Source organism: Haloplanus sp. GCM10025708 (genome assembly GCF_042663985.1).
GTDB lineage: Archaea > Halobacteriota > Halobacteria > Halobacteriales > Haloferacaceae > Salinirarus > Salinirarus marinus.
In genome coordinates this window covers 766,841-791,204 of sequence record NZ_JBHSZA010000011.1, presented here as the reverse complement: position 1 = coordinate 791,204, position 24,364 = coordinate 766,841, and the positions used below count along the sequence as shown (strand labels likewise).

Annotated in this window: 28 protein-coding genes and 3 pseudogenes; 4 read left to right on the top strand and 27 right to left on the bottom strand. The window is 64.5% G+C overall.

All coding sequences use genetic code 11. From position 1 onward, the window contains the following. Positions 1-6: 6 nt before the first annotated feature. Positions 7-870, top strand: a complete 864-nt coding sequence (locus tag ACFQJD_RS07445; RefSeq protein ID WP_379797254.1) for a CheF family chemotaxis protein — start codon at positions 7-9, stop codon at positions 868-870. A gap of 26 nt (positions 871-896) precedes the next feature. Here the strand turns inward: ACFQJD_RS07445 and ACFQJD_RS07440 are convergent, their stop codons facing one another. From ACFQJD_RS07440 to ACFQJD_RS07380, 14 genes and pseudogenes are all read right to left on the bottom strand, one after another. Then, positions 897-1,670 carry a CheF family chemotaxis protein gene (locus ACFQJD_RS07440; protein ID WP_379797252.1) on the bottom strand — a complete coding sequence of 258 codons (774 nt, stop codon included), beginning with the start codon at positions 1,668-1,670 and terminating at the stop codon, positions 897-899. 89 nt (positions 1,671-1,759) lie between these two features. Then, a pseudogene (gene flaJ / locus ACFQJD_RS07435) lies at positions 1,760-3,501 on the bottom strand (archaellar assembly protein FlaJ); the annotation flags it as partial. Position 3,502: 1 nt separating this feature from the next. Next, positions 3,503-5,167 (bottom strand): type II/IV secretion system ATPase subunit, encoded by a 1,665-nt coding sequence (locus tag ACFQJD_RS07430; RefSeq protein WP_379797250.1) that lies wholly within the window; start codon positions 5,165-5,167, stop codon positions 3,503-3,505. Between the two features lie 6 nt (positions 5,168-5,173). Next, the gene (locus ACFQJD_RS07425; protein WP_379797248.1) at positions 5,174-5,926 is read right to left on the bottom strand and encodes an ATPase domain-containing protein; all 753 of its coding nucleotides are present in this window, start codon (positions 5,924-5,926) and stop codon (positions 5,174-5,176) included. Beyond that, on the bottom strand, positions 5,923-6,360 hold the full coding sequence (locus ACFQJD_RS07420) for a flagellar protein G (protein WP_379797246.1): 438 nt from the start codon (positions 6,358-6,360) through the stop codon (positions 5,923-5,925). The genes ACFQJD_RS07425 and ACFQJD_RS07420 overlap by 4 nt, the downstream gene beginning before the upstream one ends. Further along, the gene (locus tag ACFQJD_RS07415; protein WP_379797244.1) at positions 6,361-6,789 is read right to left on the bottom strand and encodes a hypothetical protein; all 429 of its coding nucleotides are present in this window, start codon (positions 6,787-6,789) and stop codon (positions 6,361-6,363) included. It abuts the gene before it with no gap. Continuing rightward, positions 6,779-6,910, bottom strand: a complete 132-nt coding sequence (locus ACFQJD_RS07410) for a hypothetical protein (protein ID WP_379797242.1) — start codon at positions 6,908-6,910, stop codon at positions 6,779-6,781. Before ACFQJD_RS07410 ends, ACFQJD_RS07415 begins: the two co-directional genes overlap by 11 nt. Beyond that, the gene (locus tag ACFQJD_RS07405; protein ID WP_379797240.1) at positions 6,886-7,998 is read right to left on the bottom strand and encodes a flagella accessory protein C; all 1,113 of its coding nucleotides are present in this window, start codon (positions 7,996-7,998) and stop codon (positions 6,886-6,888) included. Before ACFQJD_RS07405 ends, ACFQJD_RS07410 begins: the two co-directional genes overlap by 25 nt. Positions 7,999-8,208: 210 nt before the next feature. Further along, positions 8,209-8,568, bottom strand: coding sequence for a response regulator (locus ACFQJD_RS07400; RefSeq protein WP_379797238.1), 360 nt, complete (start codon positions 8,566-8,568; stop codon positions 8,209-8,211). 64 nt (positions 8,569-8,632) lie between these two features. After that, positions 8,633-9,172 carry a DUF7500 family protein gene (locus tag ACFQJD_RS07395; RefSeq protein WP_379797236.1) on the bottom strand — a complete coding sequence of 180 codons (540 nt, stop codon included), beginning with the start codon at positions 9,170-9,172 and terminating at the stop codon, positions 8,633-8,635. 235 nt (positions 9,173-9,407) lie between these two features. Continuing rightward, positions 9,408-10,022 (bottom strand): archaellin/type IV pilin N-terminal domain-containing protein, encoded by a 615-nt coding sequence (locus tag ACFQJD_RS19345; RefSeq protein WP_417448778.1) that lies wholly within the window; start codon positions 10,020-10,022, stop codon positions 9,408-9,410. Between the two features lie 318 nt (positions 10,023-10,340). Next, positions 10,341-10,700: pseudogene (locus ACFQJD_RS19340) on the bottom strand (archaellin/type IV pilin N-terminal domain-containing protein); the annotation flags it as partial. 50 nt (positions 10,701-10,750) lie between these two features. Further along, positions 10,751-11,293 carry an archaellin/type IV pilin N-terminal domain-containing protein gene (locus ACFQJD_RS07385; protein WP_417448777.1) on the bottom strand — a complete coding sequence of 181 codons (543 nt, stop codon included), beginning with the start codon at positions 11,291-11,293 and terminating at the stop codon, positions 10,751-10,753. Positions 11,294-11,438: 145 nt separating this feature from the next. Further along, complete coding sequence (locus tag ACFQJD_RS07380) at positions 11,439-11,720, bottom strand: DUF7521 family protein (protein WP_379797230.1); 282 nt, start codon at positions 11,718-11,720, stop codon at positions 11,439-11,441. A 122-nt stretch (positions 11,721-11,842) separates the two neighbouring features. Between ACFQJD_RS07380 and ACFQJD_RS07375 the strand changes: the two genes are divergently transcribed. After that, positions 11,843-12,193, top strand: a complete 351-nt coding sequence (locus ACFQJD_RS07375) for an ArsR/SmtB family transcription factor (protein ID WP_379797228.1) — start codon at positions 11,843-11,845, stop codon at positions 12,191-12,193. On the opposite strand, the gene ACFQJD_RS07370 is transcribed toward ACFQJD_RS07375, so the two are convergent. Further along, positions 12,190-12,915 (bottom strand): RAD55 family ATPase, encoded by a 726-nt coding sequence (locus ACFQJD_RS07370; protein WP_379797226.1) that lies wholly within the window; start codon positions 12,913-12,915, stop codon positions 12,190-12,192. The genes ACFQJD_RS07375 and ACFQJD_RS07370 overlap by 4 nt on opposite strands. A gap of 138 nt (positions 12,916-13,053) precedes the next feature. Here ACFQJD_RS07370 and ACFQJD_RS07365 point away from each other — a divergent pair. Together ACFQJD_RS07365 and ACFQJD_RS07360 are read left to right on the top strand one after the other, a co-directional pair. Further along, positions 13,054-13,757, top strand: a pseudogene (locus ACFQJD_RS07365) (RAD55 family ATPase). A 1-nt stretch (position 13,758) separates the two neighbouring features. Further along, positions 13,759-14,151 carry a hypothetical protein gene (locus tag ACFQJD_RS07360; RefSeq protein WP_379797224.1) on the top strand — a complete coding sequence of 131 codons (393 nt, stop codon included), beginning with the start codon at positions 13,759-13,761 and terminating at the stop codon, positions 14,149-14,151. Between the two features lie 121 nt (positions 14,152-14,272). Here ACFQJD_RS07360 and ACFQJD_RS07355 read toward each other — a convergent pair whose 3' ends face one another. The 12 genes from ACFQJD_RS07355 to ACFQJD_RS07300 form a co-directional block, all read right to left on the bottom strand. Next, positions 14,273-15,247, bottom strand: coding sequence for an ABC transporter permease (locus ACFQJD_RS07355; protein ID WP_379797222.1), 975 nt, complete (start codon positions 15,245-15,247; stop codon positions 14,273-14,275). A gap of 156 nt (positions 15,248-15,403) precedes the next feature. Next, positions 15,404-16,618, bottom strand: coding sequence for an ABC transporter ATP-binding protein (locus tag ACFQJD_RS07350; RefSeq protein ID WP_379800440.1), 1,215 nt, complete (start codon positions 16,616-16,618; stop codon positions 15,404-15,406). Then, entirely contained in the window at positions 16,501-17,745 is a 1,245-nt protein-coding gene (locus ACFQJD_RS07345) for an ABC transporter ATP-binding protein (protein ID WP_379797220.1), read from the bottom strand. Before ACFQJD_RS07345 ends, ACFQJD_RS07350 begins: the two co-directional genes overlap by 118 nt. Position 17,746: 1 nt before the next feature. Continuing rightward, positions 17,747-17,920 (bottom strand): hypothetical protein, encoded by a 174-nt coding sequence (locus ACFQJD_RS07340; protein ID WP_379797218.1) that lies wholly within the window; start codon positions 17,918-17,920, stop codon positions 17,747-17,749. After that, positions 17,917-18,159 carry an ABC transporter permease subunit gene (locus ACFQJD_RS07335; protein WP_379797216.1) on the bottom strand — a complete coding sequence of 81 codons (243 nt, stop codon included), beginning with the start codon at positions 18,157-18,159 and terminating at the stop codon, positions 17,917-17,919. The genes ACFQJD_RS07340 and ACFQJD_RS07335 overlap by 4 nt, the downstream gene beginning before the upstream one ends. Continuing rightward, positions 18,138-18,695 (bottom strand): hypothetical protein, encoded by a 558-nt coding sequence (locus tag ACFQJD_RS07330; protein ID WP_379797214.1) that lies wholly within the window; start codon positions 18,693-18,695, stop codon positions 18,138-18,140. The genes ACFQJD_RS07335 and ACFQJD_RS07330 overlap by 22 nt, the downstream gene beginning before the upstream one ends. Further along, a complete protein-coding gene (locus ACFQJD_RS07325) occupies positions 18,641-19,102 on the bottom strand; it encodes a hypothetical protein (protein WP_379797212.1) in 462 nt (153 codons plus the stop codon). The genes ACFQJD_RS07330 and ACFQJD_RS07325 overlap by 55 nt, the downstream gene beginning before the upstream one ends. After that, entirely contained in the window at positions 19,054-19,617 is a 564-nt protein-coding gene (locus ACFQJD_RS07320) for a hypothetical protein (RefSeq protein WP_379797210.1), read from the bottom strand. Before ACFQJD_RS07320 ends, ACFQJD_RS07325 begins: the two co-directional genes overlap by 49 nt. Before the next feature lie 44 nt (positions 19,618-19,661). Beyond that, on the bottom strand, positions 19,662-21,170 hold the full coding sequence (locus ACFQJD_RS07315; RefSeq protein ID WP_379797208.1) for an amidase: 1,509 nt from the start codon (positions 21,168-21,170) through the stop codon (positions 19,662-19,664). Between the two features lie 82 nt (positions 21,171-21,252). Next, positions 21,253-23,097 carry an ABC transporter substrate-binding protein gene (locus tag ACFQJD_RS07310; protein WP_379797206.1) on the bottom strand — a complete coding sequence of 615 codons (1,845 nt, stop codon included), beginning with the start codon at positions 23,095-23,097 and terminating at the stop codon, positions 21,253-21,255. A gap of 183 nt (positions 23,098-23,280) precedes the next feature. Beyond that, positions 23,281-23,604, bottom strand: a complete 324-nt coding sequence (locus ACFQJD_RS07305) for a hypothetical protein (RefSeq protein ID WP_379797204.1) — start codon at positions 23,602-23,604, stop codon at positions 23,281-23,283. 442 nt (positions 23,605-24,046) lie between these two features. Further along, on the bottom strand, positions 24,047-24,361 hold the full coding sequence (locus ACFQJD_RS07300; RefSeq protein WP_379797202.1) for a HalOD1 output domain-containing protein: 315 nt from the start codon (positions 24,359-24,361) through the stop codon (positions 24,047-24,049). Between the last annotated feature and the right edge of the window lie 3 nt (positions 24,362-24,364).

The following is a 24,364-nucleotide window of genomic DNA, read 5'->3' as shown; positions in this document are numbered from 1 at the left end:
CCGACGATGAGCGAAGGCGAACGCAAAATCGCGGACGCGCGCGGGCAGTTCGTACGGGTCGTTCGACACGGCCGGCGGCTACCGGACGCCGACTGGACCAGCGGTCGCCTCGTCCTCTCGAACGAGCGCCTCGTCCTCGTCGACAACGACGGGACGCGCACCGTTCCCCTCTCCGACGTTGCCCGTCTCGACGGCCGCTACGACGTCGGCCGGTTCGTCGCGAGCGTCTCCGGCTACGTCAGCCTCTACCTGTCCGGGGAGGACGTCCTGCTGGTCGCTCCCGACGACGACGCCTTCGAGACCGCGATCTACCGCGCGCTGCTGGACCGAACCGTCGTCCTCGCGCGCCACCCGGCCGTCGAGGGCGGCGTCGTCCAGGACACCGAGTGGCTGAAGGCCCGCGTGAAAGTCGAAGCCGAGGCCCTCGCCGTGGCGATGGCAGACGGCTCGTTCGTCGAGGTCGCGCTCGACGACGTCGGCTCGCTGGACCGAACCGAACGCACGGTCCGCGACGGGAAACGGCCGGTCCTCGAGACCGAACACACCGAGGGCGGGGCGAGCGTCCAGACCTACCTCTCGGGCGAGGACCGCCACGTCGCCTTCCTGGAGTCGTTCCTGCGGAACGGCGAGGAGGGGAGCGAGATCGACGTCGAGCTGTCGAGCGGGGAAACCGAGGTGTTGCTGGCGCTCTACTCCGGCGTTTCGCCGTTCGAGATACCGGGCTTCGTCGGCGGGGACGTCGACGAAGTCGAGGCGACGTTCGAACGACTGGTCGACCTCGGCGTCTTGGAGGAGGTGCGCAAGCGCCGCGAGGTGGTGCTCAACGCCCGCGGCCGCAACATCGCCAGCACCGCGATGAACGACCAGTAACCGAGGTCCGACACGGCGACCAGCGATCAGTCGACGGCGTCGAAGCGGTCGGTGACGGCGACGCGGCCTTTCGGCGTCAGCGCCGTCCGTTCGCCGCCTTCGACCAGCCCTTTCTCCCGGAGCGAGTCCAACACCGTCGGCCGACCCGAACCGGCCGTGACGAGGTCCGTCGGATCGGCCGTCTCGCCCGCGGAGTAGAGGCCGACGAGCGCCTGTATCTCTTCGTCGGTCAGCGAGACGTCCTCGAGTTCGGCCAGCAGGTCGCTGTACTCCAGCCGGAGATACCGGCTCAGGAGATTCGTCTTCCGCTGTGTCGGGAGAGCGACGTCAGTCGTCACGGACGTCGCGGACGGGAAATGGCGGATTTCGAGCGTCGGGCGGGCGCTCCCGCGGAGCGTTCGCGACGGCTTCGAGATCTCCGTGACCGTCCCGAGGTCGACCTCGAACGGGGACGGGAGGTCGGCAAAGACCACCCGTCCGCGTTTCACGCGGAGCGTGCCGAGTCGCGTCGGCGCGTCGAGGACGCGACCGCCCCGACGCGCCGGGTGTTCGACCGTCGCCTCGACGCCGTTCAACTGCGCCTTGAAGAGGATGGTAGTGAACTTGTCGACGGCGTCGGAGCCCGCCTCGACGACGGCGAATCTGCGTTCGCCGTCCCGCTCGTACGCGACGCTGACGGAGTCGTTGAAGAACTCCCGCATCGCCGGCGGGACGTGACCCACGGCCACGTCGACGACGGCCGACATCGGGATGGTCCTCCTGTCGTCGCTGCCGGCGAGAACGAGCCGGTGCGGGCTCATGAGGACGCGCCCTTCCTCGGCTCGGTCGCGCCCGATCCGGTGACGAAAAACTCGCCGACGAAGTCGACGAGAATCCGCTCGTCCCCGCTGACATTCAGCAGTCCCTCCACCATGAGCTTGGTGACGACGCCGATGATACAGCCCAACCAGGTCAGTGCGACGAAATGTGTGAGCGCGTTCAGTTTGTGGCCGCCGTCGACGGTCCGGATCATCAGCGACGACATCAGGGCGTTGAACAGGATGACCGCGATGAGCAGAAACTGGATGACCGGGAGGTCGTACACCTCTGTGTGGATGAGTTGGCCGACGTCGAACGTGCTCTGTGCGCCAAGCCCGAACGAGAGGTCCGCGAGGATCTTCACGATGGTGAAGCCGATGAAAAACGCGAAGGTGGAGGCGGCCGTGATACCGTAGAGCAACCCGACGAGCGTGATCGTCGCCTGTCGGCGCTGCTGGCGCAACTGATTGACCGTGTTCATGTTCTCGCTGATGAGTTCGCCGAGCTGTTTCGGTTCTCCCCCATCTGCCGGCCGACGAGATACATCTCGCTGAACTTCTGAATGAGATACGACTGCGCGCTGGCGGCGAAATACTCCCACGCGCGCGTCGGCTCGATGCGCATGTTGAGCCGCTTGAACAGGTCGTCGATGTCCTCGGTGAGCGGGCCGAAGTCCTTGTTCCGGAGCGTCCACAACACGTCCGTCGTGGTGGTCTGTTTCGCGCTCTCGCTGGCACCCAGCGCGCGGATGAACCCCGGGAAACCCTCGTCGCGGGCGACGATCTCCCGTTCCTGGCGGCGAAACGTCTGTCCCGGAATCAACAGCGGCGTGAACGGCAAGGCCGCGTAGAGTGGCGTCGGGACGGAGTCGACCGGCAGGAAGTCGGCGAGATCTATCGGACCGCCGAAGAGACTGCTCGCGACGAGTCCGATCGTGACGAGAGAGAGCGCACCGCCGGCGACGACGCTCGCCTGCATCCGGCGTTCATCGGGTGGGGTGATGTCCTCCGGTTCGTACCAGATGGGGTCGAACGGGGCCATCGTGCGGATGACGAGCAGGAAGCCGGTCTGGATCAGCATGAACATGACGATGACGCCGCTGATGGTCAGCATCGGGTTCGTCCCCGTCAGAATGGGCAGGACGATGGCGAACACCAGCGCGAACGTCATCGAGAGGATCATCGACATGTAGAGGTCTTTCATCACTTCGAGGTTGTCGAGCGCGCTCTCGTAGACGGTGACGTAGTTCTGGAGCATCACCTCCTGTTCGCTCAAGAGGAAGTCGCTCAGGGACTGGCCAGCACCGAGCGTGTACGCGAGCCGGTCGAAAAAGTCGGCGAGTGGCTCGCTCGGGATCTGTTTCGCCCGGCGGCGACAGGCGTCGTCGAGGCTCTGGTTCCACGTGTCAACCAGTTGAACGATGCGGTTTACCTCGTCCGCCAGCGGGCCGTACTCGCGCTCCTTCGAGAGTTCGCGAAACACCTCCATCCGGTCGATGTTCGTCGTCGAGAGCACCGTCATGTGCGTCATCAGCAGGTGGTACTGGTTCTCCATCCGGACTTTCTGCTGGCTGACGCGCAACTGCGGATAGAAGACGCCCGCGCCGACGACCAGTGCACCGAACACCGGGATCGGCAGGCGGACGAACAGGGGTAACTCGAGCGCGAGCGCTCCCACCAGCGTCAGAACGAAAAACGCCGCCGACGGCGCGAGCACGAACAGGGCGTACCGCCGGACGGAGACGTCGAGTCGCTCGTAGGCATCCAGCAGCGACGCCGCCAGTTCGGAGGTGTTGACCTCGAAGTCGGTTTCCGAGCTCGATTCCGAGGACATGTTAGCGGTGGATGTCGAACGGGAGTCCTTCGATGCCGTCGCGCTGGAACGTCTCGATGGTCTCGTTCACCTCGTGATAGCCGAGGATGTTCTCCTGAATCATGCGTTCGATGATGTCCGCCCGGAACTGCAGGTCGTCGTAGATGTCGCGGGTGTCGGCGTATCCGAGCAGGGTGGCGATGCGCTCTTCGAGGACGTAGGAGTTGTTCATTCCCTGGAAGATGATTTCGTCCTCGACGGGGTCCCAGTCGAACACCTGCCGAGTGACGACGCCGTCCATCTCCTTGGAGTAGCCCTCGATCTCCTGGACGCTCGTCACCCGCCGGAGGACGTCGTCGCCCTGTTTGACGCGGTTCTGGAAGAGGGCGACGTCGGCATTGTCCATGAACGTCTCGGGGACGTTGATGGGGTCGCCGGTGAACCGCTGGATCATGGAGACGATGTCGCTGGCGTGGAAGGTGAGCATCACGGGATGACCGGTCTGGGCCGCCTGAAACGCCATTCGCCCCTCCTCGCCGCGGACCTCGCCCACGACGATGTAGTCGGGGCGCGACCGGAGCGCAGTGGCGACCAGGTCGAACATGTCGACGTTCGCGCCCTCCTCGCCCTGGCCATCGCGGGTGAGCAACTGCTGCCAGGTGTCGTGGGGCGGGAGGACTTCGGCGGTGTCTTCGGCGGTGTAAATCTTCGAATCCCGGGGGATGAACGACATGATGCTGTTGAGCGTCGTCGTCTTCCCGGACGCCGTCTCGCCGACGACGAAGACGGTCTGTTCGTTCTCCAGACAGAGCCACAGGTACGCGACCAGTTCGGGCGAGAGCGTCCCCCACTTCGCGATCTGAGTGATCGTGAGGGGCGTCTCGTCGCCCTGGCGGATGGTGAGACTGGGGCCTTTGACGCTCACGTCGTCGGAGTAGATGACGTTCAGCCGCGAGCCGTCCGGGAGCGTCGAGTCGACGATGGGGTTCGAGTCCGAGAGGGGGTCGCCGATGCGTTCGCCCATGTTACGCAGCCAGCTGTCGAACGATTCGGGCGTCCCGAAGTCCACCGTCGTCTCGATGAGGCCGTAGACACTGTGGTCGACGTAACACTCGTGAGGGCCGATGACGTGGATGTCCTCGTTCGCCGGGTCGCGCATCACCGGTTCGAGGGGGCCGAGCCCGACGATGTCGCGGTTCAGTCGATAGCGGATGTTCTCGTAGGTCTTGTCGCTGATCCGGAACTTTCCGAAGTCGAACAGCCGTTTGAACCGGTCGAGCCACCCGCCCGAGCCGTCGTCGATGGTCGTCGCCTCCGAGAGGAGCTCCTCGATGCGGTCGTCGTACTCGGCGTCCTCCTCCGGGATGGCCTTGTTGACGCTCCGGTCGAGGAGCCGGTCGCGGATCTTCCCGAACACCGCTCGTTCGTCGTCCGCGAGCGTCGGCTCGATGGCGTAGTATTTGACGTCCTGTCCCAGATCGCCGTAGACGTGACAGTAGATCGGCCCGCCGACGGAGTAGAGGACGTTCGGTCGGTGGGTTTCGTACTCGGTGGTCGGTTCGTCGATGAGGATCGGGAACTCGCCCGTGATCTGTTTGAACTTCGTCAGGTGGTCCCGCAGGTGGGGGCGACGCGAGGCGAGTCGTTGGAGCTCGTCCGACGGTCGTGCGGTTCCCAGTTCCGTCATGATCCGTTAGGCGATGCTTCTGCTCTCGATGACGATGCCCGTTCCGGAGCGAACCGAGAAGCCGATGGTGTCGCCGACCTGTTCGCCCATGCCCGCAAAGCGCTTGACCGAGATCTGCCGCCGGACGTCGTCGCCGATCTCGATCATCTCGAGTTTGATGTAGACGTCGGCGATAGAGCGGAAGGGACCGATCGCCTCGACGTCCACCGTGGAGGGATCGACGGTGAGGACGACGACCTTCCCCTTCGAGATGACGTCTCGGAAAAACGAGATGATCTCGAGGGCGGCCTGGCGCTCCTCGTTTTGCCGGATGAGCGCCTCGAACTTCGGGTCGTTACGGAGGATGGAGTCGAACGTGTCGATGACGATGGCGTCGGAGTTCCACATCACGTCCGCGTTCATGAGGCGTTTGAGCAGTTCGCGCCGTTCGTCGCCTCCGTCGTCGGAGAAGGTCCCGCCGGTGTCGAGGTCGGCCTGGAGAAAGAGGACGTTCTCGTCGAGGAGGTGATCGACCACGTCGTAGGACATCGAGTGCATCTGGTCGATGAAGCCGCGGACGGTGAGCTCCGTCGAGAGACAGGTGACGGTGAACCCCTCTTCACAGAAGCCGTAGGTGAACCGCTGTGAGAGGGCGCTCTTGCCGGCCCCGTAGTCGCCCTCGACGAGGACGATGCTCCCGCGGGGGATCCCGCCGCCGAGTTCCGTGTTCAACCGGTCGTGATCCTCGAGTCCCAGGGATAGCAGACTGTTTCGGCTCATGTTCGGAACGTAAACACCTCCTCGTCGCCGTTGACGACGAGCTTGACCCGGTGGTCGTCCGAGGGCAGCGACGCCTCGATCTCCAGGCGGACGACGTTCGTCGAGTCCCAGGCGGAGCCGTCGACGACGGTCAACGAGACGTTCGTCCGGTACCGACCGTCGAGGATGACGTCCACGGACGCCGGATCGGCTAGCAGCTGTGACGTGCCCGTGTTCTTCACGTAGAGGGTGACGTTCGTCCCGTCGTAGACGGAACTGCCCGGGTCGCTGATTATTTCGACGTCCGTGCGCACCTCCTCGCTCACGTCGAGGCTCTGGTCGTCGATGCCGGAGCTGATACGGGAGACGCTCTGGGTGAACGTTCCGGCGACGCCCGCCGCGACGACGAGACTCGCGATGAACAACACCATGTGAGACACCGAGACGCTCGCCACTCAGACCACCTCCGAGACGGCGACGCCCGGCCCGGAGACGACCGTCACCCGCGAGGGATCCGACACCGACAGTTCGATGTGGAGCGTCTCGCCCGGTAGCCAGAGGTCCGTCGTCGCGTCGCCGTCGACCTCCCGGACGACGAACGACGTCTGATAGGCGTTGTCGACGAGGACGTCCGTCCCGTTGACGGAGAGTGACGTCGTGCCCGAGTTGTTCACCTCCAGCGTCAGGATCTCGGACGTGGAGTTGTACGTCGCCGTCGTGAGCGAGAGGGCGGTGTTCTGTCGCTCCAGCGTCTCGTCGGCGACGTCGCCCCGGGCGTCCGCGAGGCGCTCGAAGCCGTTCGAGGTGGCGGTGTACATCGTGCCGAACGCGATGAACATTCCGATGAAGACGATGGCGGCCGAGCCGCTGACGCTAAATCCCATCGGACACCTCCAGGCTGCGTTCGAAGAGGAGCGCGTCGGAGGTGCCGCTCGTGAGGCGACTGACGTACCGGAGGCTGTCGACGTGGTGGTCGAGCGTCAGCGACGTGGGGTTCGGACGCACCTCGTCGGAATCCGCGTCGACGTCGCCGAACCCCGGAGGAAGTTCCGCAGACCGTCGGCCACGTCGTCGCTGATCCACTCGACGGTGCGATAGTATTCGACGGCGCGCGCGGCGTCCGTCGGATCCGACTCCTCGACGAGGAACTCGATCCACTCCAACACGAGGAGGTCGACTACGAACCCCGCCGGCAACGCGTCGAGATACGGCTTGGCCCGCGGGCCGGACCCCGCCATGAGCGTGTTCTCAGCGAACTGGAGATCGCCCGCCGACTGTGCCGCTGCGGCCGAGGAGTCGGGGCTCGCGCGAGCAGCGGGGTCCGCCGGCGGTTCCGCGGCGCGCTCGGCGTCGTCCGATCCGGCTTCGGCAGCCTCGGTCGCCCCCGGATCGGGGTCGGTGGCCGCGCCGTTGGCGATGGGGTCGTCCGTCGTGACAGACGCCTCCAGGTCGTCGCCCTCGTCGAAGCCGTCGCGGGCGTCGTCGGTCGCCCAGTCCGCGTCACCGGCGTCGTACTCGTTTTTCAGTTCCTCGAAGGATTTGCCGGAGTCGTCGGCATCACCCGCGTCCGAACCAGTCGCGCCGACGGAGTCGTCGTCGAGGAAGTCGTCGTCGAAGAAGTCCTCGGCGTCCGCACCGGCCAGACTCTCGTCGAGTTGCTCGTCGGCGTCGTCGGCGTCGTCGTCGTCCGCGTCGAACAGACCGAGCGATCCGCCGCCGCCGTCGAAATCGCCGCCCGACTGAACGTCGTCGACGAACGGGTTGACGCCGCGCGTCACCATCTCGTAGATGTCGAGGAGCTTCCGGACGTTCTCCTCGACGTCGTCGACGGTGTTCGCGATCTCCTCGTTCTCGCTCTTTATCGTCCCGACGGTGGAGGACAGACTCGACAGTTCGTTTTCGAGTTCGTCGACGCGGCTCTCGAGTTCGCGCGTGGAGCCACCGGCGTCGTCGTCCTCGCCGAACTCGAGGTCGTCAGCGAATTCGCCGCCCCCGCCGAGTTCGTCGAAGTCGTCACCGTCGTCGAACAGGAGTTCGTCGTCGGCGTCGTCGCCACCGTCGTCGGATCGCAGGAGCCGGTCCAGAATGCTCATCGACGATCCTCCGGTCGAGTGTCCATCCCAGCCATTCTTGTCCCGAGAATCTCGATCACTTCCTTTAATCGTTCCCCTTCGATTACTGATTCTGATAATTCTAAAAACGCGTCCTGACGGTGCTCTCGACGGGATCACACCCGCCGGACGGAGCGGCCGACCGTAGTCGCCGCCGACGTCAGTGACTGCCTGCGATGTCGACTCGCGTCGTCAGTCCACGACATCGCGTATCGCTTCGAGGACGCTCGGTTTCTGGAAGGGTTTCGTGATGTAACCGGATGCACCGGCCTCGACGGCCATCTCCATTTTCTCCTCCTGACGGACGCTCGTACACATGACGACGTTCGCGTCGGGGTCGTCGTCGGTGATCGCCGTCGTCGCCTCGATGCCGTCCCGGATCGGCATCACGACGTCCATCAGCACGAGGTCGGGGTCGTGTTTCCGGTAGAGGTCGACGGCCTCGACGCCGTTTTTCCCCTCTCCGACGATCTCGAACTCTTCCTCCAGAATTTCACGGAGGAGATTCCGCATGAAATCCGAAGCGTCTACGATGAGTACACGTGTCGCCATCTCTTCGGGCGTGGGTTTCGTCAGTGCCCGGATAAAGGCTTGCGTGAAATTATCACCGTTGATGTTACTGCGAGAGGTTGACGCCGCGATCGTCGGCGACGGCGTCGAGCAGGTCTGCGATGGTGTCTTCGTGGCCCAGATCGTGGGTTTCGAGGAGACCGACGAGCGTCTGGACGGGGTAGCGGACCGAGACGTTCGCTTCCGCCAGCAATATTCCGAGGACGTCCTCGACGGGTGTACCGTCGCCGACCTGCTGGGCGTACCAGAGTACGAGCGCCTCGAAACTGGTGACGACGTCGTTCGAGACCACGCGGTGTTGGTCGGTCCGGTCGTCGAACGTGGCGGTGACGTGGAAGCCGTAGTCGGCGTCGGCGTTCTCGAAGTAGTCGACGAGCCAGTCCTCGACCGCGTCTCGATCGACGGAGCCGGTTCGCTCGTCGACGTCGGCGGACGACGCCGTCTCCTCGCTGACGTTCGGCGTCCCGTTGGCCGAAACGACGTATCGGCCTTCGTCGAGCACCTCGACGTTCTCCTCGTCGGCGATGTCGAGTTCGTCCTCGGAGAGGATGGTATCGTCTTGGGAATCGGGTTGGTCGGGAGGCATTGGCCGTCGAATCCTTTGTTTAAGTGACTACGTACGGAGTGATAAACATTCGGACGGAGTCGACCGTTCGAAAACGCGGGTCCGATCCGCTGGCTCGTCGGTAATGTCGTCTCTCCCGACAGCGAACCGTCCACCCGATCGTCGACGCCGCTGGCCGGGGTGTCGAGCGCTCGGACATCCGACGGCGTATTCGGCTTCGCACCGGTAAAAATAGATGCACGGACGGCCAGCCGGTTCAGAGACTGACGACCTGGCCGCTGGAGGTGGGAACCGGACGGGGAGCCACTGCGACGACGGTCGTCGTTCCGCCGGCACCGGTCGTGATCTGGATTTCGACCTGTTCACCTGCGGTGAGACCCGTATCGTCACCGCTGTACGTGCCGGTGGCAGCGGCATCGAGATCCAGCGTGATTTTGACGCGTGCGGTGTCGGTATCGAGGGACGTCTTACTCCCGTCGTTACCGCTTTTCAGTTCCGTGACCTGGCCCGCCGCGATCTGGAACTGTGAGCTGCCGTCCGACCCGCGGAGGTTGGCGGTCGCCCGCGTCAGGTTGATCGCATCCGAGCCGGAGCCGCGAGATACCACGAGCTGAACGTTCTCGATGTTCGTTCCGTCCGAGGCACCGGACGTGCTGATGACGTTGAGGCGCTCGGAGACCTGTTTCGTGCTCTGTTCGCCCGTCTGTTGGGACTGCTGTTGGAGGAAGCCGGCCGTGTTGATCAGGACACCGGCCGCGATCGCCGCGACCAGTACCATCGCGATGAACACGATGAGCGTCCCGATACCGACCTGACCTCGCGATCGACTACGAGACTCGGATTCCGTCGAAGGGAGTAGTTGTTTGAACATCTCACACCTCCGTAATGTACTCGCCGTTGTCGTACTGACTGATCGAACTCGGCACCGTGACGGCGACCCGAGTGGTCGCTCCGGACGGCGTGCTGACCAGGAGCGTGATCTCCTGACCCGCAGTGAGGACCGCGGTCGAGTCACTGCTGGCGAGTGGCAGGATGATCTCGGCGCGGTCACCTTCCTCAGCACCGTGATCGCGGTGCTGCTGCCGTTGTGATACGGTCCGCTTCCGATCTGGCCGCCGAGTTCGTACTGGAAGGCGTCACCCGTACCCGTGTCGATGGATCCCGTCTCACTGGTGCCGTAATAGGTGGCAGTCGCCTGTCCGTTCGGGCCGCGTTTGGTGATGGTGAGATCGGCGAGATCGATCGAATCCGCACCCGGCGATTTCGAGACGACGAGCCGGACGACGTCGACGCCGTCCGGCGTCGTGGTGAACACCTGCGAGTTGTACACACCGAGTGCGCTTTTCACCTGCAGCGAGTTACTGACCTGTTGCGTGCTCTCCTCACCCGTCTGCTGGGACTGCTGTTGGAGGAAGCCGGCCGTGTTGATCAGGACGCCGGCCGCGATCGCCGCGACCAGTACCATCGCGATGAACACGATGAGCGTCCCGATACCGACCTGGCCCCTGTCAGACGAAGCGGTTGCGTCCGCCCGCGTGAAATTAAACATGTGTCGTCACCTTGATTTGATTAGTTACGTTGGCCATCGTTCCGGTTCATTTACAGTCTCACTGCCTCGCCGCTCGGGGGAAGCGGGGTCGGAGCCGCTATTTCGACCATCGCCTGCCCGCCCGAAGGGGTGATAATCGTTATCTGTGCGTCCGCACCGGCGCTCAGCGAGCGCGACGTCACCTCGATGACCGCGCGTTCGTCCGACGTGTCTAAGACGCTGTCACCCGCGCCGGTCACGTCGACGATGTTGGTGTTGCTGCCGCCGAGTTGTTCTTCGAATTTGGTGGTCCCGGACACGTACTGGAGCGTCGTGGTACTGAGGTCGACTGGGTCGGCCCCGGGCGAAATCTTGACAGTCAGCTCTATCGTCGTGATGCTGCTGCTGTCCGTGATTCCGGTTTCGCTGATGACGCTCAACGTGTTACTTACCTCTTGGGAAGCTTGTTCGCCGGTCTGCTGTGATTTCTGTTGGAGGAAGCCGGCCGTGTTGATCAGGACGCCGGCCGCGATCGCCGCGACCAGCACCATCGCGATGAACACGATGAGTGTCCCGATACCGACCTGCCCCCGCTCCGTATCTTTCTCGAACATGGTTCGTTCGTCCACCCGCGGACACAGTCCTCGGGCTCTACCCGGAACTGTCAGAAGGCACTATTAAAGATATGGACCTGAATATCATATATGAAAACCAGATACAGGCGACGTTAACCGTTGATTTAGCGAGCGAGAATTATACTCACTCGTAGATGACGAGACTGTACACGACAGCGATAAATCCGAGCGAGGAGAAGCCGCTGTTGACCAACAGCAGCGACCGGACGCCGCTGAATCCGGTGAGGAACGCACTGAGCACGGTCGCGATCGTCGCGGCGGCGATCAGTGAGAATCCGACGGACACGAATATCATCGACCGACGCTGAGTGCGGACGTACGCCTGGACCGCCATCCCGACCATCGCGAGCCCGGAGACGACCAGGATGGCGCTGAAAGCCACGTAGAGTGATACGATAACGCTCATCTCGGTGTCGTCCTCTGCTCGGACGAACGCGTCGATAAAACTACCCCTCCGAATATCAACTGTGATAGACATCGTCACGGTCGCCGGTAATCGCCAACTCTTTTACGTCGTCTGAACTATCTATGCTGATAACTGATGAGGGGGAAGAACTGCTACAGGTGCTCGGCAACGAGTACAACGCCGACATTCTCGGGTCGACTCACGAACCTCGATCCGCACAGGAGTTGAGCGAGGAACTCGACGTGCCCATCGCGACCTGCTATCGGCGTATCGAGGAGTTGACCGACGCGGATCTGCTCGAACACCACGACCGAGTGCTCTCGGACGAACGACGCCGAGTCAACGTCTACCGCCGCGACGTCGACGAGGTGCGGATCGAGTTCCGCGAAGACGCCTACTCGGTGGAGATCGAACAGCGGACGCAGGTGAAAAACAAACTCGACGAAGCGTGGCGGACGCTCTCGAAGGGTTAAGGCAGCGACGACCCCTGGTCCATCATCGAGAACCCGGCGGCCCGTTCGTGGACGGTGATACCCCCTTCACCGATCTCCATCGGGAAGATGTCCGTCTCGATGTTCTGTTTTCGCATCTTGGCGACCCAGATGTATCGGTTGACGCCCGACTCGGTCGGCGTCTGAATCAGGTAGATGTTCCCGTCGGTGAGGAAGTTCTCCAGGCCGATGTCGGTCTCGGGAAACACCGCCGCCTGTTCGTTGATGAGTAGCGACGTGAGTCCGTTCTCCTTGAGGATGTCAGAGAATTTGAGCAGATACGTGCGCTTTTCCTTTTCCGTCTCGAAAAACAGCTCGAACATGGTGAGCGAATCCAGAACGAGGCGTTCGTACTCCGTCTCCTCGAACGCTTCCAGCAGTCGGTCGAGGGTCCCGCCGAAGTCGGTGTCGCCGAGCAGTTCGCGCTTGTCGTAGACGAGGATATCGCCGTTCTCGACGAGCGTCCCCCACTCGTCGAACCCGATAGATTCCGCCGCCTGTTCGATGTCCGACGCGTTCTCCTCGAACGAGAGATAGATCCCTTTCTCGTCGAACTCCCTGACGCCGTGGTATATGAACTGGAGACCGAGGATGCTCTTGCCAGTTCCCGGATTCCCGCTGACGAGAACCGTCGCATCCTCGATGATCCCGCCGTCGAGTATCGAGTCGAGACCGTCTATCCCCGTCTTCGTCAACTCTGGCATGGCGTTTCCTTCGTACGGAGAGATTGATATATCTGGCCGTATCGGCCGTCTAGACGCGCCCGTTGGCCTCTTTCAGTCGTTCTCAGTGCTGAGAACTCGGTCGAAATGTATTTCCTCCCGCTCGAACCCAGTACGCCAATGAGAGTTTCGACCGGGATCCCCCGTTTCGACTCGCTGGTCGACGGCGGCCTCCTCGAGAACCGCATGTACGTCCTGAGCGGCCCCCCGGGAGCGGCAAGACGACGTTCTCCGCCCACTTCGTGACCCAGGGCGCGCTCGCGGGCGAGCGCTGTCTCTTCTTGAGCATGCACGAGGCCAAATCCGAGCTGAAACACGACATGAGCAGCTACGAATTCGGCTTCGACCGAGCGGTCGAATCCTCGAACCTCGAATTTCTGAACGTGTTCGACACGAACACGAAACGACTGCTCGGCGGCGGCGACAACGCCGACTTCGCCACCGGCGTCAAGAACATGACCAACCGCCTCGTCTCGTTTATCAACTCGCGGGGTATCGACCGCCTGGTCATCGACTCGACGATGATCCTCCAGTACTTCTTCCCGGACAGCGAGGAGGCGTTCATCCAGTTTCTCACCTCCCTGAAGCGCATCGACGCGACGACGCTGCTGATCTCCGAGATGACCGACCCGAGTTCGTACGCCGACGAACATTACATCTCCCACGGCGTCGTCTTCCTCCACAACTACCTGGAGTCGACGGGGATGACCCGGGGAGTCCAGATCATCAAGATGCGCGGCACGAACATCGACAGCGACATCCGCGAGGTGGAGTTCTCCGACGACGGCCTCCAGGTGTTCCCCGACCGAAAACTGCAGGGTTGAGATGTACGACTCCGAATACGGCACCGACTGGACCGACATCGACCGTGAGTCGATACTCGAACGGGCGTTCGCCCTCGGCGTGGCGAGCGTCCTCGACAGTCCGGACGAAGCCGAATACCGGCGTCTCGTCGACGCGGCCGACACGACCTACGACCGGAGCCTCGTCGAACTCGCCTACAACGAGGGACAGCGCAAGGCACGAAACCGGAAGACGTCCGCCGACGATCCGATCGACGTCTGGACGGCGCTCGTCGGCGACGACGCATCGTCCGCGGAGGACGCCGACAGCGTCGCCCGGGGCCTCCCGCCCGCTCTCGACCGCGTCGCTCGCTCACCGTTGCCGGACGACGGGCGCGACCGACTTCGGTTACCCGATTTCCTGACGAGAGAGTGAGCGCGCGAGGTGGACGCAGTGCTCGCTCGTTTCCGTGCCCAACGTTCCACTGGATCGTCCGCAGTGACGAGCAATCACACAGTCGTGCGCCGACCTCGGGAAAACGGATCGGTGAGCCGAATCAGTCTTCGACGCGGATCCGGGGATCGATCACGCCGTACAGCAAGTCGACCAAGAAATTCGAGATGATGACGAACGCGGCGACGACGAAGAAGACGAACTGGACCACCGGGTAGTCGCGCCCCAGCACCGCCTCGACGAGCGCGTACCCGATCCCCGGCCAGTTGAACACGGTCTCGATCAACACCACTCCGCCGAGCGCTCGGGCCAGCGAGACCGGGTAGATGGTGAGCACCGGGAGGCTGGCGTGTTTGGCGACGTGGCGGAGCCGGTTGCCGATCGGTAGTCCTGTCAGTCGGTGGTATTCGGTGTGGTCCTGACCCATCACCTCGACGACGCTGGTCCGCATGATGAGCGAGGGGATAAACAGGTAGCGACAGACCACCGCGGTGAACGGCAGGACGTAGTGGATGCCGAAATCGGCGGTGAGATACGGCCCCCACCACGTCTCCAACTCGGTACCCCCGGCCGACAGCATCCCGGACGTCGGGAACAGATTGAGCCAGCTGGCGAAGACCACGACCAGGACGATCGAGAGGAAGAACGCGGGGAACGACCCGACACCGATGACGGGGATGATGCCCAGTTTCTCCAGGCGGCTCCCCCGCTTGCTCCCCGTTATCGTGCCGATCAACGCCCCCAGGAGGTAGGTGAACGTCATCGCGGGCGCGACGAGGATGAACGTGTTGAACATACGCATCTTGACGAACTCCCAGACCGGAACCCGGTAGACGGGCGACTCGCCGAGGTTGCCCTGTGCGAGGTTCGTAATGTACCGCCAGTACTGAACGTAGAGCGGTTCGTCGAGCCCCCACTGGGCGCGAAGCGCCGCGAGGGCCTCCTCGCTGGCTCCGGCGACTGCCATCTGCGAGGTGAAGTCGCCGGGCATCGACCGGAACATGACGAACAGCGCGGTCAAGACGAGCCACAGCGTGAAGATGGTCTGGAGCCCGCGGACGACGACGTAGCGTTTCATCGACGACATCGGTGATTCACCTCCCGTCCCGGCTGCCGGCCGTCGTCGGTGGTCGTCCCGTTCGATGCGTGCAGGTCGTGGTGCCCGTCGACGACTACGGTCCGGGATCGGCGTCCGGGCTGAACGCCGATCCGAGACTGCAGCCGACGTCGGGGGTCAGTCTGTCGTGATTGCATGATCCTCTTTGGTTCGCCGGTCGTGGTCGTAGTACTGGTGGCAGGCGACGTGCCAGTCGGCCTCGGCCTCTACCGAGAGCGGGGTGTTCTCACAGACGCTCTCGAAGCGGTCTCGGAGTCGATCGGCGGCGGCGTCGAGGTCGCCGTCGGCGACGTCGTCGAGCGCCGCGTCGACCGTCGTCGCGTTCTCGCCCGTCATCTCCCCCGAGAAGTACTCGCCGCGGATGGCGGCCGCGAACGCCTCCTGGTCGCCCGGATCGTCGAGTTCCTTCCGGATGCGCTCCAGCGGGAGGTCGTCGCGCTCGAGCGCCTCGCGGAACGCCATCACCTCCCGATAGGCCTCCTGATCCACGTCGATCCCGTCAGGCGGGATCACTTTCGGGCACCGATCGCGGAACCGGCACCCCTCGCCCAGGTCGATCGGATCGCGCGGCGCGCCGGACATCTCCGTCCGCGCCCGGTCGTGGTGTGGGTCCGGAATCGGGATCGCCGAGACGAGTGCCTCGCTGTACGGATGCTTCGGGTCGTCGAGAATCCACTCGGTCGGTGCCGACTCGACGATCCGCCCGAGATACATCACGTTCACCGTCTCCGAGATGTACGACACCGTCGAGAGGTCGTGGGAGATGTAGATCATCGAGGCGTCGTAGTCGTCGATGAGGTCCTTCAACATCCGCAGGACGGACGCCTGCGTCGACACGTCGAGCATCGACACCGGTTCGTCCGCGAGGATGATGTCCGGCTCCAGCACCAGTGCGCGGCCGATGGCGACCCGCTGTTTCTCCCCACCGCTCAGGTTCATCGGCTTGCGGTGGAGATACTGCTCCGGTGGTCGAAGCTCCACGTCTTCGAGGACCTGATAAACCCGCTCGTCGCGGTTCCCGACGTCGTGGATTTTCAGCGGTTCCTTCAGCGACTCCTCGACGGTCATCTTCGGATCCAGCGAGTTGAAGGGATCCTGGAAAATCACCTGTACGTTGCTCCGGTACTCCTTCCAGCCGGCGTCGTCGAAGTCGCTCATCGGCGTCCCCTTGTACACCACGTCCCCGCCGGTGATGTCGTGGAGTCCGATGAGCGTCAGCAACAGCGTCGTCTTGCCACAGCCGCTCTCGCCGATGACGGCGATCGAATCGTTGGTCTCGAGGGTGAACGAGACGCCGTCGACGGCCTGAATCTTCGACGGCTCGCGGCGCAAGAGCAGATCGAGGATGTTGGTGCTCTGCTCGAAGTGTTTCTCCAGGTCGTCGATCTCGAGTAGCGGTGTGTCGTCGGCCATCTCAGTTCCCCCTGTTCGGCCTCGACCTCGGCGCTGGGGTCGGTCGCGCCGTATCGTTCGTACAGTTCGTACGCCTCGTCGGATCGGAAACACGACGCCGCGTGAGTGGCGTCGTCGTCTCCGACGGGTTCGAGCGGCGGAGCGCTCTGGTGACACTCCTCGACCGCCCACGGGCAGCGGTCGGTGAAGCTACACGAGGACACCTCGCCGATCAGTTCGGGCGGGTATCCCTCGATCACCTCCAGGTCCCGGCTCGGCTCGCGGATGTCCGGAAACGCCTCTTTGAACATGAACGCGTACGGATGGCGGGGGTTGTCGTGGACGGCGGTCGTCGACCCGCGTTCGGCGATCTGGCTGGCGTGCATGATCGCCACGCTGTCACACGACTCGAAGATCACGCTGATGTCGTGGGTGATGAGGAGGAGGCTGATCTCGGCGTCGTCTTTCATCCGGTCCAGATACTTGAAAATCTGGTCTTGCATGATCACGTCGAGCGCCGTCGTCGGCTCGTCGGCGATGACGAGGCTGGGTTCGAGAAACAGCGCGAGCGCGATGATCGCCCGCTGTTGCATCCCGCCGGAGAACTGGTGGGGGTAGTCGTCGATCCGACTCTGCTGTAACCCCACCACGTCGAACATCTCCTTGAGTTTCTCGCGGATCGCCTCGTTCGAGAGGTCGGTGTGGACCCGCCCGATCTCCAGCGCCTGCTCGCTCACCCGCTGGAGCGGATCGAGGCTGTTCATCGAGCTCTGGGGGATCCAGGAAACCTCCTTCCAGCGCAACTTCTCGTTGAGTTCCTTGTCGGTGAAGTCCTGAATCTCCTCGCCGCGATACCGAATCGTCCCCCCATCGATCCAGCCGTTGTCGTCGAGGCCGCCGATGATCGCCTTCGCGGTCGTGCTCTTTCCCGATCCCGACTCGCCAGCGAGTCCGAAGAACTCGCCCTCGTCGACGCTGAACGAGGCGTTCGACACCGCAGTGAGATCGCCGCCGTCGGTCTCGTACCGGATCGTGAGGTCCTCGATTTCGAGTAGTGGTCGGCTCATGTTAGGCAGCTACCGTGTCGGCTTCGACAGACTCGCTGTCGGCCGTGATGAGATCCTCGTACCCGCGTCCGAACATGAACGTCGACAGCACCGTGATGCCGATCAGGAGCCCCGGCGTCAGCGACCACCACCACGCCTGGGACATGTAACCGGAGTTGAACGCGTTGCGGATCATGACGCCCCACGAGGGGTGAACGGGGAGGCGACACCGAGGAAGGTGAGACTCGCCTGGAGCATGATGGCGTAGCCGACGCCGAGCGCCAGGAAGAAAATCGCCATCGGTGCCACGTTCGGGAGGATGTGTTTGATGATGATTCGTCGCCTGCTCGCACCCGTCGCCTTGGCGACTTTCACGAACGGATACTGCTTGATCTGTAGCGTCTGGGCGCGGATCACCCGAGCGCCCCCCGCCACAGGATCAAACCGATGACGAGGATCGAGGAGAGAAAGCCGACGCCCAGGAACGTGATCATGACGATCCCGAACGGGATGAGCGGCACGCCGTAGACGAAGTCGGTAAATCGCATCAGTATCGTCTCCGTCCGGCCGCCGACGTAGCCGGCCGTAATCCCGATCGAGGTTCCGATAGTGAGTATCAGCCCACCCCCGAGGAGGCCCGTGATCACGGTCGGACGGGCACCCACCAGCAGTCGCGAGAGGACGTCGTAGCCGGCGAACGTCGTCCCGAGCGGGTGGTTGATCGAGGGCGGGGCCGCACTCAGTATCTGGCCGGTCTCGCTGTACTGGGTCTGCTCGATACCGTACGGGGCGAGCATCGGTCCGACGACGCCGAGAAACGTGATTCCCACGAGAATCCAGAAGTACGCCGCCGTCGTTCGGTCGTTGAGCATCATCCGCAGCCCACCGACGAAGTTGCGGACGATGTGGTGGTCCGCTATGTTTTCGAACGCCTCCGTATTGGGTAGTGATACCGCGTCACGCGCTGGCATACCGAACCCAATAGGAAGAGAAGAGAAAATGTTGGCATCGGTCGGATGCTCTCGCCGGCGTCGGTCGTTCGGGCACGGCGTCGCACGTGCTCGCCCCAGACGCCGCTCTCCGCATCGCGGGCCGGAAGCGGAGCGTGGTCGGGAGTCCGGTCGACACCTGACCGGGAGAGGAGTCTCGACCCCGCAGGGTGGATCGACGGCCGCGAGGGGTTCGACTCCGGAGCGTAATCACTCCGCCGAGGGGGTGTCCGCTCGCGGAGCGTCTCGATCTCCGAACGGAGTCCCTCGGTCGTCGGAGCGCCGACGAACCGCGAGTCGACGTCGCCGTCGAGCGTGAAAAGCAGGGTCGGAGCGACGCTCACGTCGTACTCGCGCTCCAGCAACTCCGGACAGTCGGGCCCGTACACCGCGAGGGGAGGACGTCGCCCGGCGGTCCGTCGGCGAACAGTTCGTCGAAGTCCTCCCGAATCGCGTCGCACGGCGGGCAGTCCTCGCGCCACGCGTAAACGACACACCGGTCGTGGAGGCTGACGAGGCGTACGAGGTCCTCGCCGTCGACCGGCAGAAACGCCTCGGGCGCTCCCTCGTCGCGCGGTCGTTCCGTCTCGAACTGGCCGATCACGACGGTGAGCGTGAACGCCTGGGTCGGCGAGAGATCCGCTGCTCGTTCCCGGAGGGCGACGTACCGCGCGAGGAAGTCGGGATCGGACACTCCGGCCGCCGCCAGCGCGTTCGCCGTCTCCGGATCCGCGGTCGCGTCCGCGACCGCCTGCGGTCGTTCGTCCTCGTCGCGGTCGGCCAGCGTGCGTCGGCGTCGCTCGACCGTTCGCCCGAACGAGTCCGTGAGGCGCAGTTCGTCGTCGTCGACCGCTCGGAACACGTCGCGTTCGATGAGTCGTTCGACGGCGTCAGTGGACGACATACTGTCACCATCTCCCACGGAGTAATAAATGTGTGCGCAGCCGCTCAGTCGGCGAGCGTCGACGCGGCCGCTTCGGCGACCGCGAGGAGGTGCGCGTCGTCGAACGCGGCACCCATCAGTTGCAAGCCGACGGGGAGGCCGGCGGCCGTCCCGTTCGGTATCGTCACCGCGGGAAGGCGCGTCACGTTCGCCGCACGCGTGTTGCGGGCGTAGTCGTACTCCCACTCGTCGACGTCGTCGAGCGGTGGGGCTACGTCCGGCATCGTCGGCAGGAGGAGAGCGTCGACGCCGTCGAGGGCCGACTCGAACGCGTCGCGGAGTCGTTCGCGTGCGGCCTGCGCGCGGACGTACGGTCGGCCGTCGTGCGCCTCGACGACGCGGGCACCCGCCAGCAGTTTGCTCGCGTAGAAGTCGCTCAGTTCGCCGCTGGCGGCCGCGCGTGCTCGCGCGAACCCGGTCTGGAGCGTCTCGTCGACGCCGCCCCGGCGGTACGGCGCGGCCCCGTCCCGCCAGTGGGTCGCGAGTTCGACGAGGCTCAGCGCGTTCTTGATCGGGCGACCGGCGTGAAACGCGTCGATCGAGACCGATCGGACCTCGGCACCCGCGTCGGCGAGCGCGTCGGTGGCGGCCTCGGTGCGTTCGATCACCCGGTCGGCGACGCCGTCGCCCGTCCCCTCGTCGAGGACGCCGATCCGAACGTCGGCCACCGCGGGCGGGTCCGACGCCGCCTCGCGGTAGCCGCCGACGCGGTAGTTCGCGCGGCCGGCCGCCCCCAGACTCGCCGGGTCGGCGTCGTCGACGCCCGCCATCGCGTCGAGGAGCGTCGCCGCGTCGTCGACGGCGTCGGTGAACGTCCCGACGTGGTCCTGCGTGTACGTGTTCTCGACGACGCCGGTCAGCGGGACGAGTCCGTAGGTCGGCTTGTACCCCACGACGCCGCAGAACGACGCGGGGATGCGGACCGACCCGCCGGTGTCGGTGCCGAGGGCGGCGTCGACCCGCCCGGTCGCCACGGCGACCGCGCTCCCGCCGGAGGAGCCCCCGGCCGTCCGGTCGATGTCGTGGGGGTTGGTGATCGGCGCTCCGTGTCCGGTCGTCCCGCGGGCGCTTCCCGCGAACTCGTCGCAGGCCGTCTTGGCGGTGATCGTCGCCCCCGCCGCCCGGAGTCGGTCGACGACCGTCGCGTCCCTCGCGGGGACGAACCCCCGCATGGTCGCGGACCCACAGCGCATGGGGACGCCGGCGACGGCGATCACGTCTTTCACGCCGACGTCGACGCCGGCGAGTGATCCGCCCGTCGTCGCCGGGGACACCGTACAGTCGACCGCGATCGCGCCGTGCGGGTCGTCGACGGGGTCGGCCCAGGTCCGCGCTCCGGGGTCCGCGCCGGTCGGCGACGGGGCGTCGTCGACGATCGCGAGGTCGTCGAGCGCGTCGAGGTCGTCCAGCATCCCGTTGACCGTGTCCGTGATCGCGCCCGCCCCGTCGGCGTCGACGTCGATCCCGAACCGCTCGCCGAGCGCCACCAGCTCCGCTTCGGTGAGGTTTCGCATGGGTGTCACTCACGGAGCGCGACCTTCAGCCTAACGACGGTCGAGAGTCCGGCGGTAGAAGCGCACGCCGAGCCCGGCCGAGCTACGGATCGAGACCGAGTTCCTCGATACAGGGGAACTGCTCGGCGGACGGCACTTCGCCCTGTGGCCACAGCGGGTCGAGATCGGCGTCCGGCGGATAGTGGAGGTTGCCGTCGCCGTCCCAGCCCCACCCGGCGTCTTCGAGCATCTGCCGGGCCATCTCCGGGTTGCCGCTCGGGTCCTCGGCCTGCCGGTAGAGCATGTCTTCGGGCGGGAACATCGGGTGATTCTGTGAGATGTAAGTGGGGTACATCTCGGGTTCGACCTCGCCGGCCATCGACACGTTGATCATCTTCTGGCGGTTGACGGTCGCGGCGACCGCCTTGCGGAACTCGGTGAACTTGCACGGCGCGGTGTGACAGACGTACTGTAGGTTGTAGGCCGTGTGGGTGGCCGAGAAGTCCGCCTCCGCGTTGCTGAACTCCTGGTTGACGCGCTGGGCGCTGGGCGGCGAAATCTCGGGCGTGATCATGCACTCGCCGGCCTGGAGGGCGTTGATCATCGTCTCCTCGTTGCGGAAGGCCGAGAAGACGATCGGTTGGCTCGCCTCGTAAGTCGGGTGACCGTCGTGGGGTTGGGTGACGACGCGCTGGCCCCGCTGGAGTTCGGTCACCTCGAGCGGTCCGGAGGAGACGATCGGCGTCTCGAACTGGGCGTCACCGGGGTTCTCGATCGCCCCCGCCTCCTCGAAGGACGCCTTGTGAACGATCCCCCACCGCATCAGCGTCGTGCGTGCGAAGGGGATGTACGGCTCCGTGAAGGTAAAGCGGACCGTCTGCTCGTCGGGCGTCTCGATGGTGTCGTACGGGACGGGCGCGGCACCGGGGTACGCGCCGGCCTCGCCACCACGCTGTATCTGCTCGAACGTGAACTTCACGTCCTCCGAGGTGATCGGATCGCCGTTGGTGAACGTGGCGTCGTCGAACAGTTCGACCACGATCTCCTGTGAGTTGACGACCTCGACGGAGCCGAGCAGTTCCGTCAGCTCGAAGTTCTCGTTGTACTTGTGTACCGGCGAGTGGATCATGTGCTGCCACATCGCCTCGGGCATCGAGGCCGAGTGTGTCAGCCAGTTCGAGGTCTCGGTGGCGATCGGGTTGATCGCCACGATCAGGTCCTCGTCGTTGGTGGTGCTGGATTTGAACGCCCACTCGGCGTTCGAGCGGGCGATCCCGGCGGTCCCGATGCCGCCCATCTCGACCATGTCCGTCCGCCAGGCTCCGATGTTGGCGACCGGAGCGAGATTGCCGATGGCGCAGTCCTCGGACATGTACGCGATAGTTTCGTGGATGCCCTGTTCGCGCTCCTCCTGCGATTCGGCGTTGGTCTGTTCGAGGAGCAGTCGCGTGTATTCGCAGTCGGCGTAGTTGGAGTAGTTGCTGTGCCCGTTCGCCCCCGCCCAGTCCAGTCGCATGTTGTTCAGCAGCTCCTGGGGATCGAGCCGGTCGGCCGCGGGCACCCACCACGTGAAGGAGATGTTGTTCTCTCGGTTGGTGTCGTTGGCCATCTGAGAGAGCTGTGTGGTGATGCTCACCGGTACGACTTCCATCTGGACGCCGATCTCGTTGACCCCCTGCGTGATGATCGGGGCCATCTGTTCCTGGGTGGTCGTGAAGCCGCCGTAGTCCGACCAGTACTCCATCTGGAGCGTGGAGACGCGCTCGCCGAGGTCAGCACCGCCGCCACCGCCGCCACCGCCGCCACCACCGCCACCACCGCCGCCGCCACCGCCGCCTCCGTCGCTACCGCCACAGCCGGCGAGGCCGGTCGCGCCCGCGACGCCGACCGCTCTCAGGACCGATCGGCGATCGATTTCGACGTCATTCGTTGTGGTACCTGATGACATACACCACATAACGAAACTAAGTCGAAATAAAACTGTCGGCGCGGCTATGGGTTATCCGCGGGACCCCACCGCATCGAGGATCGTTGCCAATGTATTAATGAACGTGGAGGTCCCACAGAAGGTGGCAGGAAAGGGATCGTGGTTTCACTGGAGTCATTAGATGTCGAAGCGGGAACGAATCTGTTATTCACTGGACCGCCGATGACCGGCAAGTACCAGCTCCTGCTGGAGTTTCTCACCCGGTCGTCGGACGCGGTCATCGTCGTCACGACGAAAAACGGCGTCGAGACGGTGCGCGCGGATCTCGACGCGATTCGCCGCGTCGACCACGTCGGCGTCGTCGACTGTGTGACCCAACAGCGGGACATCGCCGACGTCTCGGGGAAGGAGACGGAGACGACGAAGCTCGTCTCCTCGCCGGCGAATCTCACGCAGATCGGCGTCGAGTTCACGGGCCTGTTCGAGCGATTCAGCGAGCGCGGCCTCCAGGCGAGGGTCGGCGTCCACTCCGCGTCTCAGCTCGTGATGTACTCGGACCTGAAGCAGGTCTACCAGTTCCTCCAGGTGCTGACGGGCAAGCTCCAGAGCGTCGGCTGGACCGGCGGCGTGGTCCTCGAATCGACGGCCCACGACGAGCAGACGCTCTACACGCTGCAGGAGCTGTTCGACGGCGTCGTCGAGACCCGCGAGTCGGCCGAGGGACGACGCGAGATGCGGGTCCGTGGGCTCTCCGCCGAAGCGACGCCCTGGCGACCCTTCAGGTCGACTTCTCGTCGCCGTCGAGCGTCGCCGGGAACGCCCGTCGAGACGCCCGAACGACGCGAGACTGGTCCGGCAGATAGCGGTCCGCGTGGCTGCGTCGTTCGTCGAGAGCGTCCGAGAAAATCGGCCGTCCAGTTATCGGGGTCGGTCTATCGAGGCGAGCAGGCGAACGCCCGGCGGTGGCGAATCACCCGTCGGCGACGACGACTTCGCCGCGTCCGTCGACGAGGACGCGGTAGCCGGCGTAGGCGAACTCGATCCGGCGCTGGTCGAGGCCGGGTGCGTCTCGCTCGAACAGTCGGTCCAGTGCGTCGGGGTCGACGTACTCCGCGAGGGGTGGCAGGTCGATCGGATCGGCGTCTTCGACCGCTGCGACGGCCGTCTGGATCGCCAGACACACCGGCTCGCGGTGCGTCCACTCGATCCGTTCGCGCCGTCTGACCGTGCCGGCCTGCCCGCCGCGGTCCCTCCGTGCCCGGGCCTCGTCCTCGAAACTGGACATACT

Coding starts and splice junctions, on each gene's coding strand:
- ACFQJD_RS07300 (WP_379797202.1), bottom strand. CDS start 24,361: ATGTCCAGTTTCGAGGACGAGGCCCGGGCACGGAGGGACCGCGGCGGG.
- ACFQJD_RS07405 (WP_379797240.1), bottom strand. CDS start 7,998: ATGAGCATTCTGGACCGGCTCCTGCGATCCGACGACGGTGGCGACGAC.
- ACFQJD_RS07440 (WP_379797252.1), bottom strand. CDS start 1,670: ATGAGCCCGCACCGGCTCGTTCTCGCCGGCAGCGACGACAGGAGGACC.
- ACFQJD_RS07315 (WP_379797208.1), bottom strand. CDS start 21,170: ATGCGAAACCTCACCGAAGCGGAGCTGGTGGCGCTCGGCGAGCGGTTC.
- ACFQJD_RS07340 (WP_379797218.1), bottom strand. CDS start 17,920: ATGATCCGCAACGCGTTCAACTCCGGTTACATGTCCCAGGCGTGGTGG.
- ACFQJD_RS07445 (WP_379797254.1), top strand. CDS start 7: ATGAGCGAAGGCGAACGCAAAATCGCGGACGCGCGCGGGCAGTTCGTA.
- ACFQJD_RS07320 (WP_379797210.1), bottom strand. CDS start 19,617: ATGTCGTCCACTGACGCCGTCGAACGACTCATCGAACGCGACGTGTTC.
- ACFQJD_RS07345 (WP_379797220.1), bottom strand. CDS start 17,745: ATGAGCCGACCACTACTCGAAATCGAGGACCTCACGATCCGGTACGAG.
- ACFQJD_RS07430 (WP_379797250.1), bottom strand. CDS start 5,167: ATGACGGAACTGGGAACCGCACGACCGTCGGACGAGCTCCAACGACTC.
- ACFQJD_RS07360 (WP_379797224.1), top strand. CDS start 13,759: ATGTACGACTCCGAATACGGCACCGACTGGACCGACATCGACCGTGAG.
- ACFQJD_RS07425 (WP_379797248.1), bottom strand. CDS start 5,926: ATGAGCCGAAACAGTCTGCTATCCCTGGGACTCGAGGATCACGACCGG.
- ACFQJD_RS07395 (WP_379797236.1), bottom strand. CDS start 9,172: ATGCCTCCCGACCAACCCGATTCCCAAGACGATACCATCCTCTCCGAG.
- ACFQJD_RS19345 (WP_417448778.1), bottom strand. CDS start 10,022: ATGTTCAAACAACTACTCCCTTCGACGGAATCCGAGTCTCGTAGTCGA.
- ACFQJD_RS07310 (WP_379797206.1), bottom strand. CDS start 23,097: ATGTCATCAGGTACCACAACGAATGACGTCGAAATCGATCGCCGATCG.
- ACFQJD_RS07385 (WP_417448777.1), bottom strand. CDS start 11,293: ATGTTCGAGAAAGATACGGAGCGGGGGCAGGTCGGTATCGGGACACTC.
- ACFQJD_RS07400 (WP_379797238.1), bottom strand. CDS start 8,568: ATGGCGACACGTGTACTCATCGTAGACGCTTCGGATTTCATGCGGAAT.
- ACFQJD_RS07415 (WP_379797244.1), bottom strand. CDS start 6,789: ATGGGATTTAGCGTCAGCGGCTCGGCCGCCATCGTCTTCATCGGAATG.
- ACFQJD_RS07375 (WP_379797228.1), top strand. CDS start 11,843: ATGCTGATAACTGATGAGGGGGAAGAACTGCTACAGGTGCTCGGCAAC.
- ACFQJD_RS07330 (WP_379797214.1), bottom strand. CDS start 18,695: ATGCCAGCGCGTGACGCGGTATCACTACCCAATACGGAGGCGTTCGAA.
- ACFQJD_RS07380 (WP_379797230.1), bottom strand. CDS start 11,720: ATGAGCGTTATCGTATCACTCTACGTGGCTTTCAGCGCCATCCTGGTC.
- ACFQJD_RS07370 (WP_379797226.1), bottom strand. CDS start 12,915: ATGCCAGAGTTGACGAAGACGGGGATAGACGGTCTCGACTCGATACTC.
- ACFQJD_RS07355 (WP_379797222.1), bottom strand. CDS start 15,247: ATGAAACGCTACGTCGTCGTCCGCGGGCTCCAGACCATCTTCACGCTG.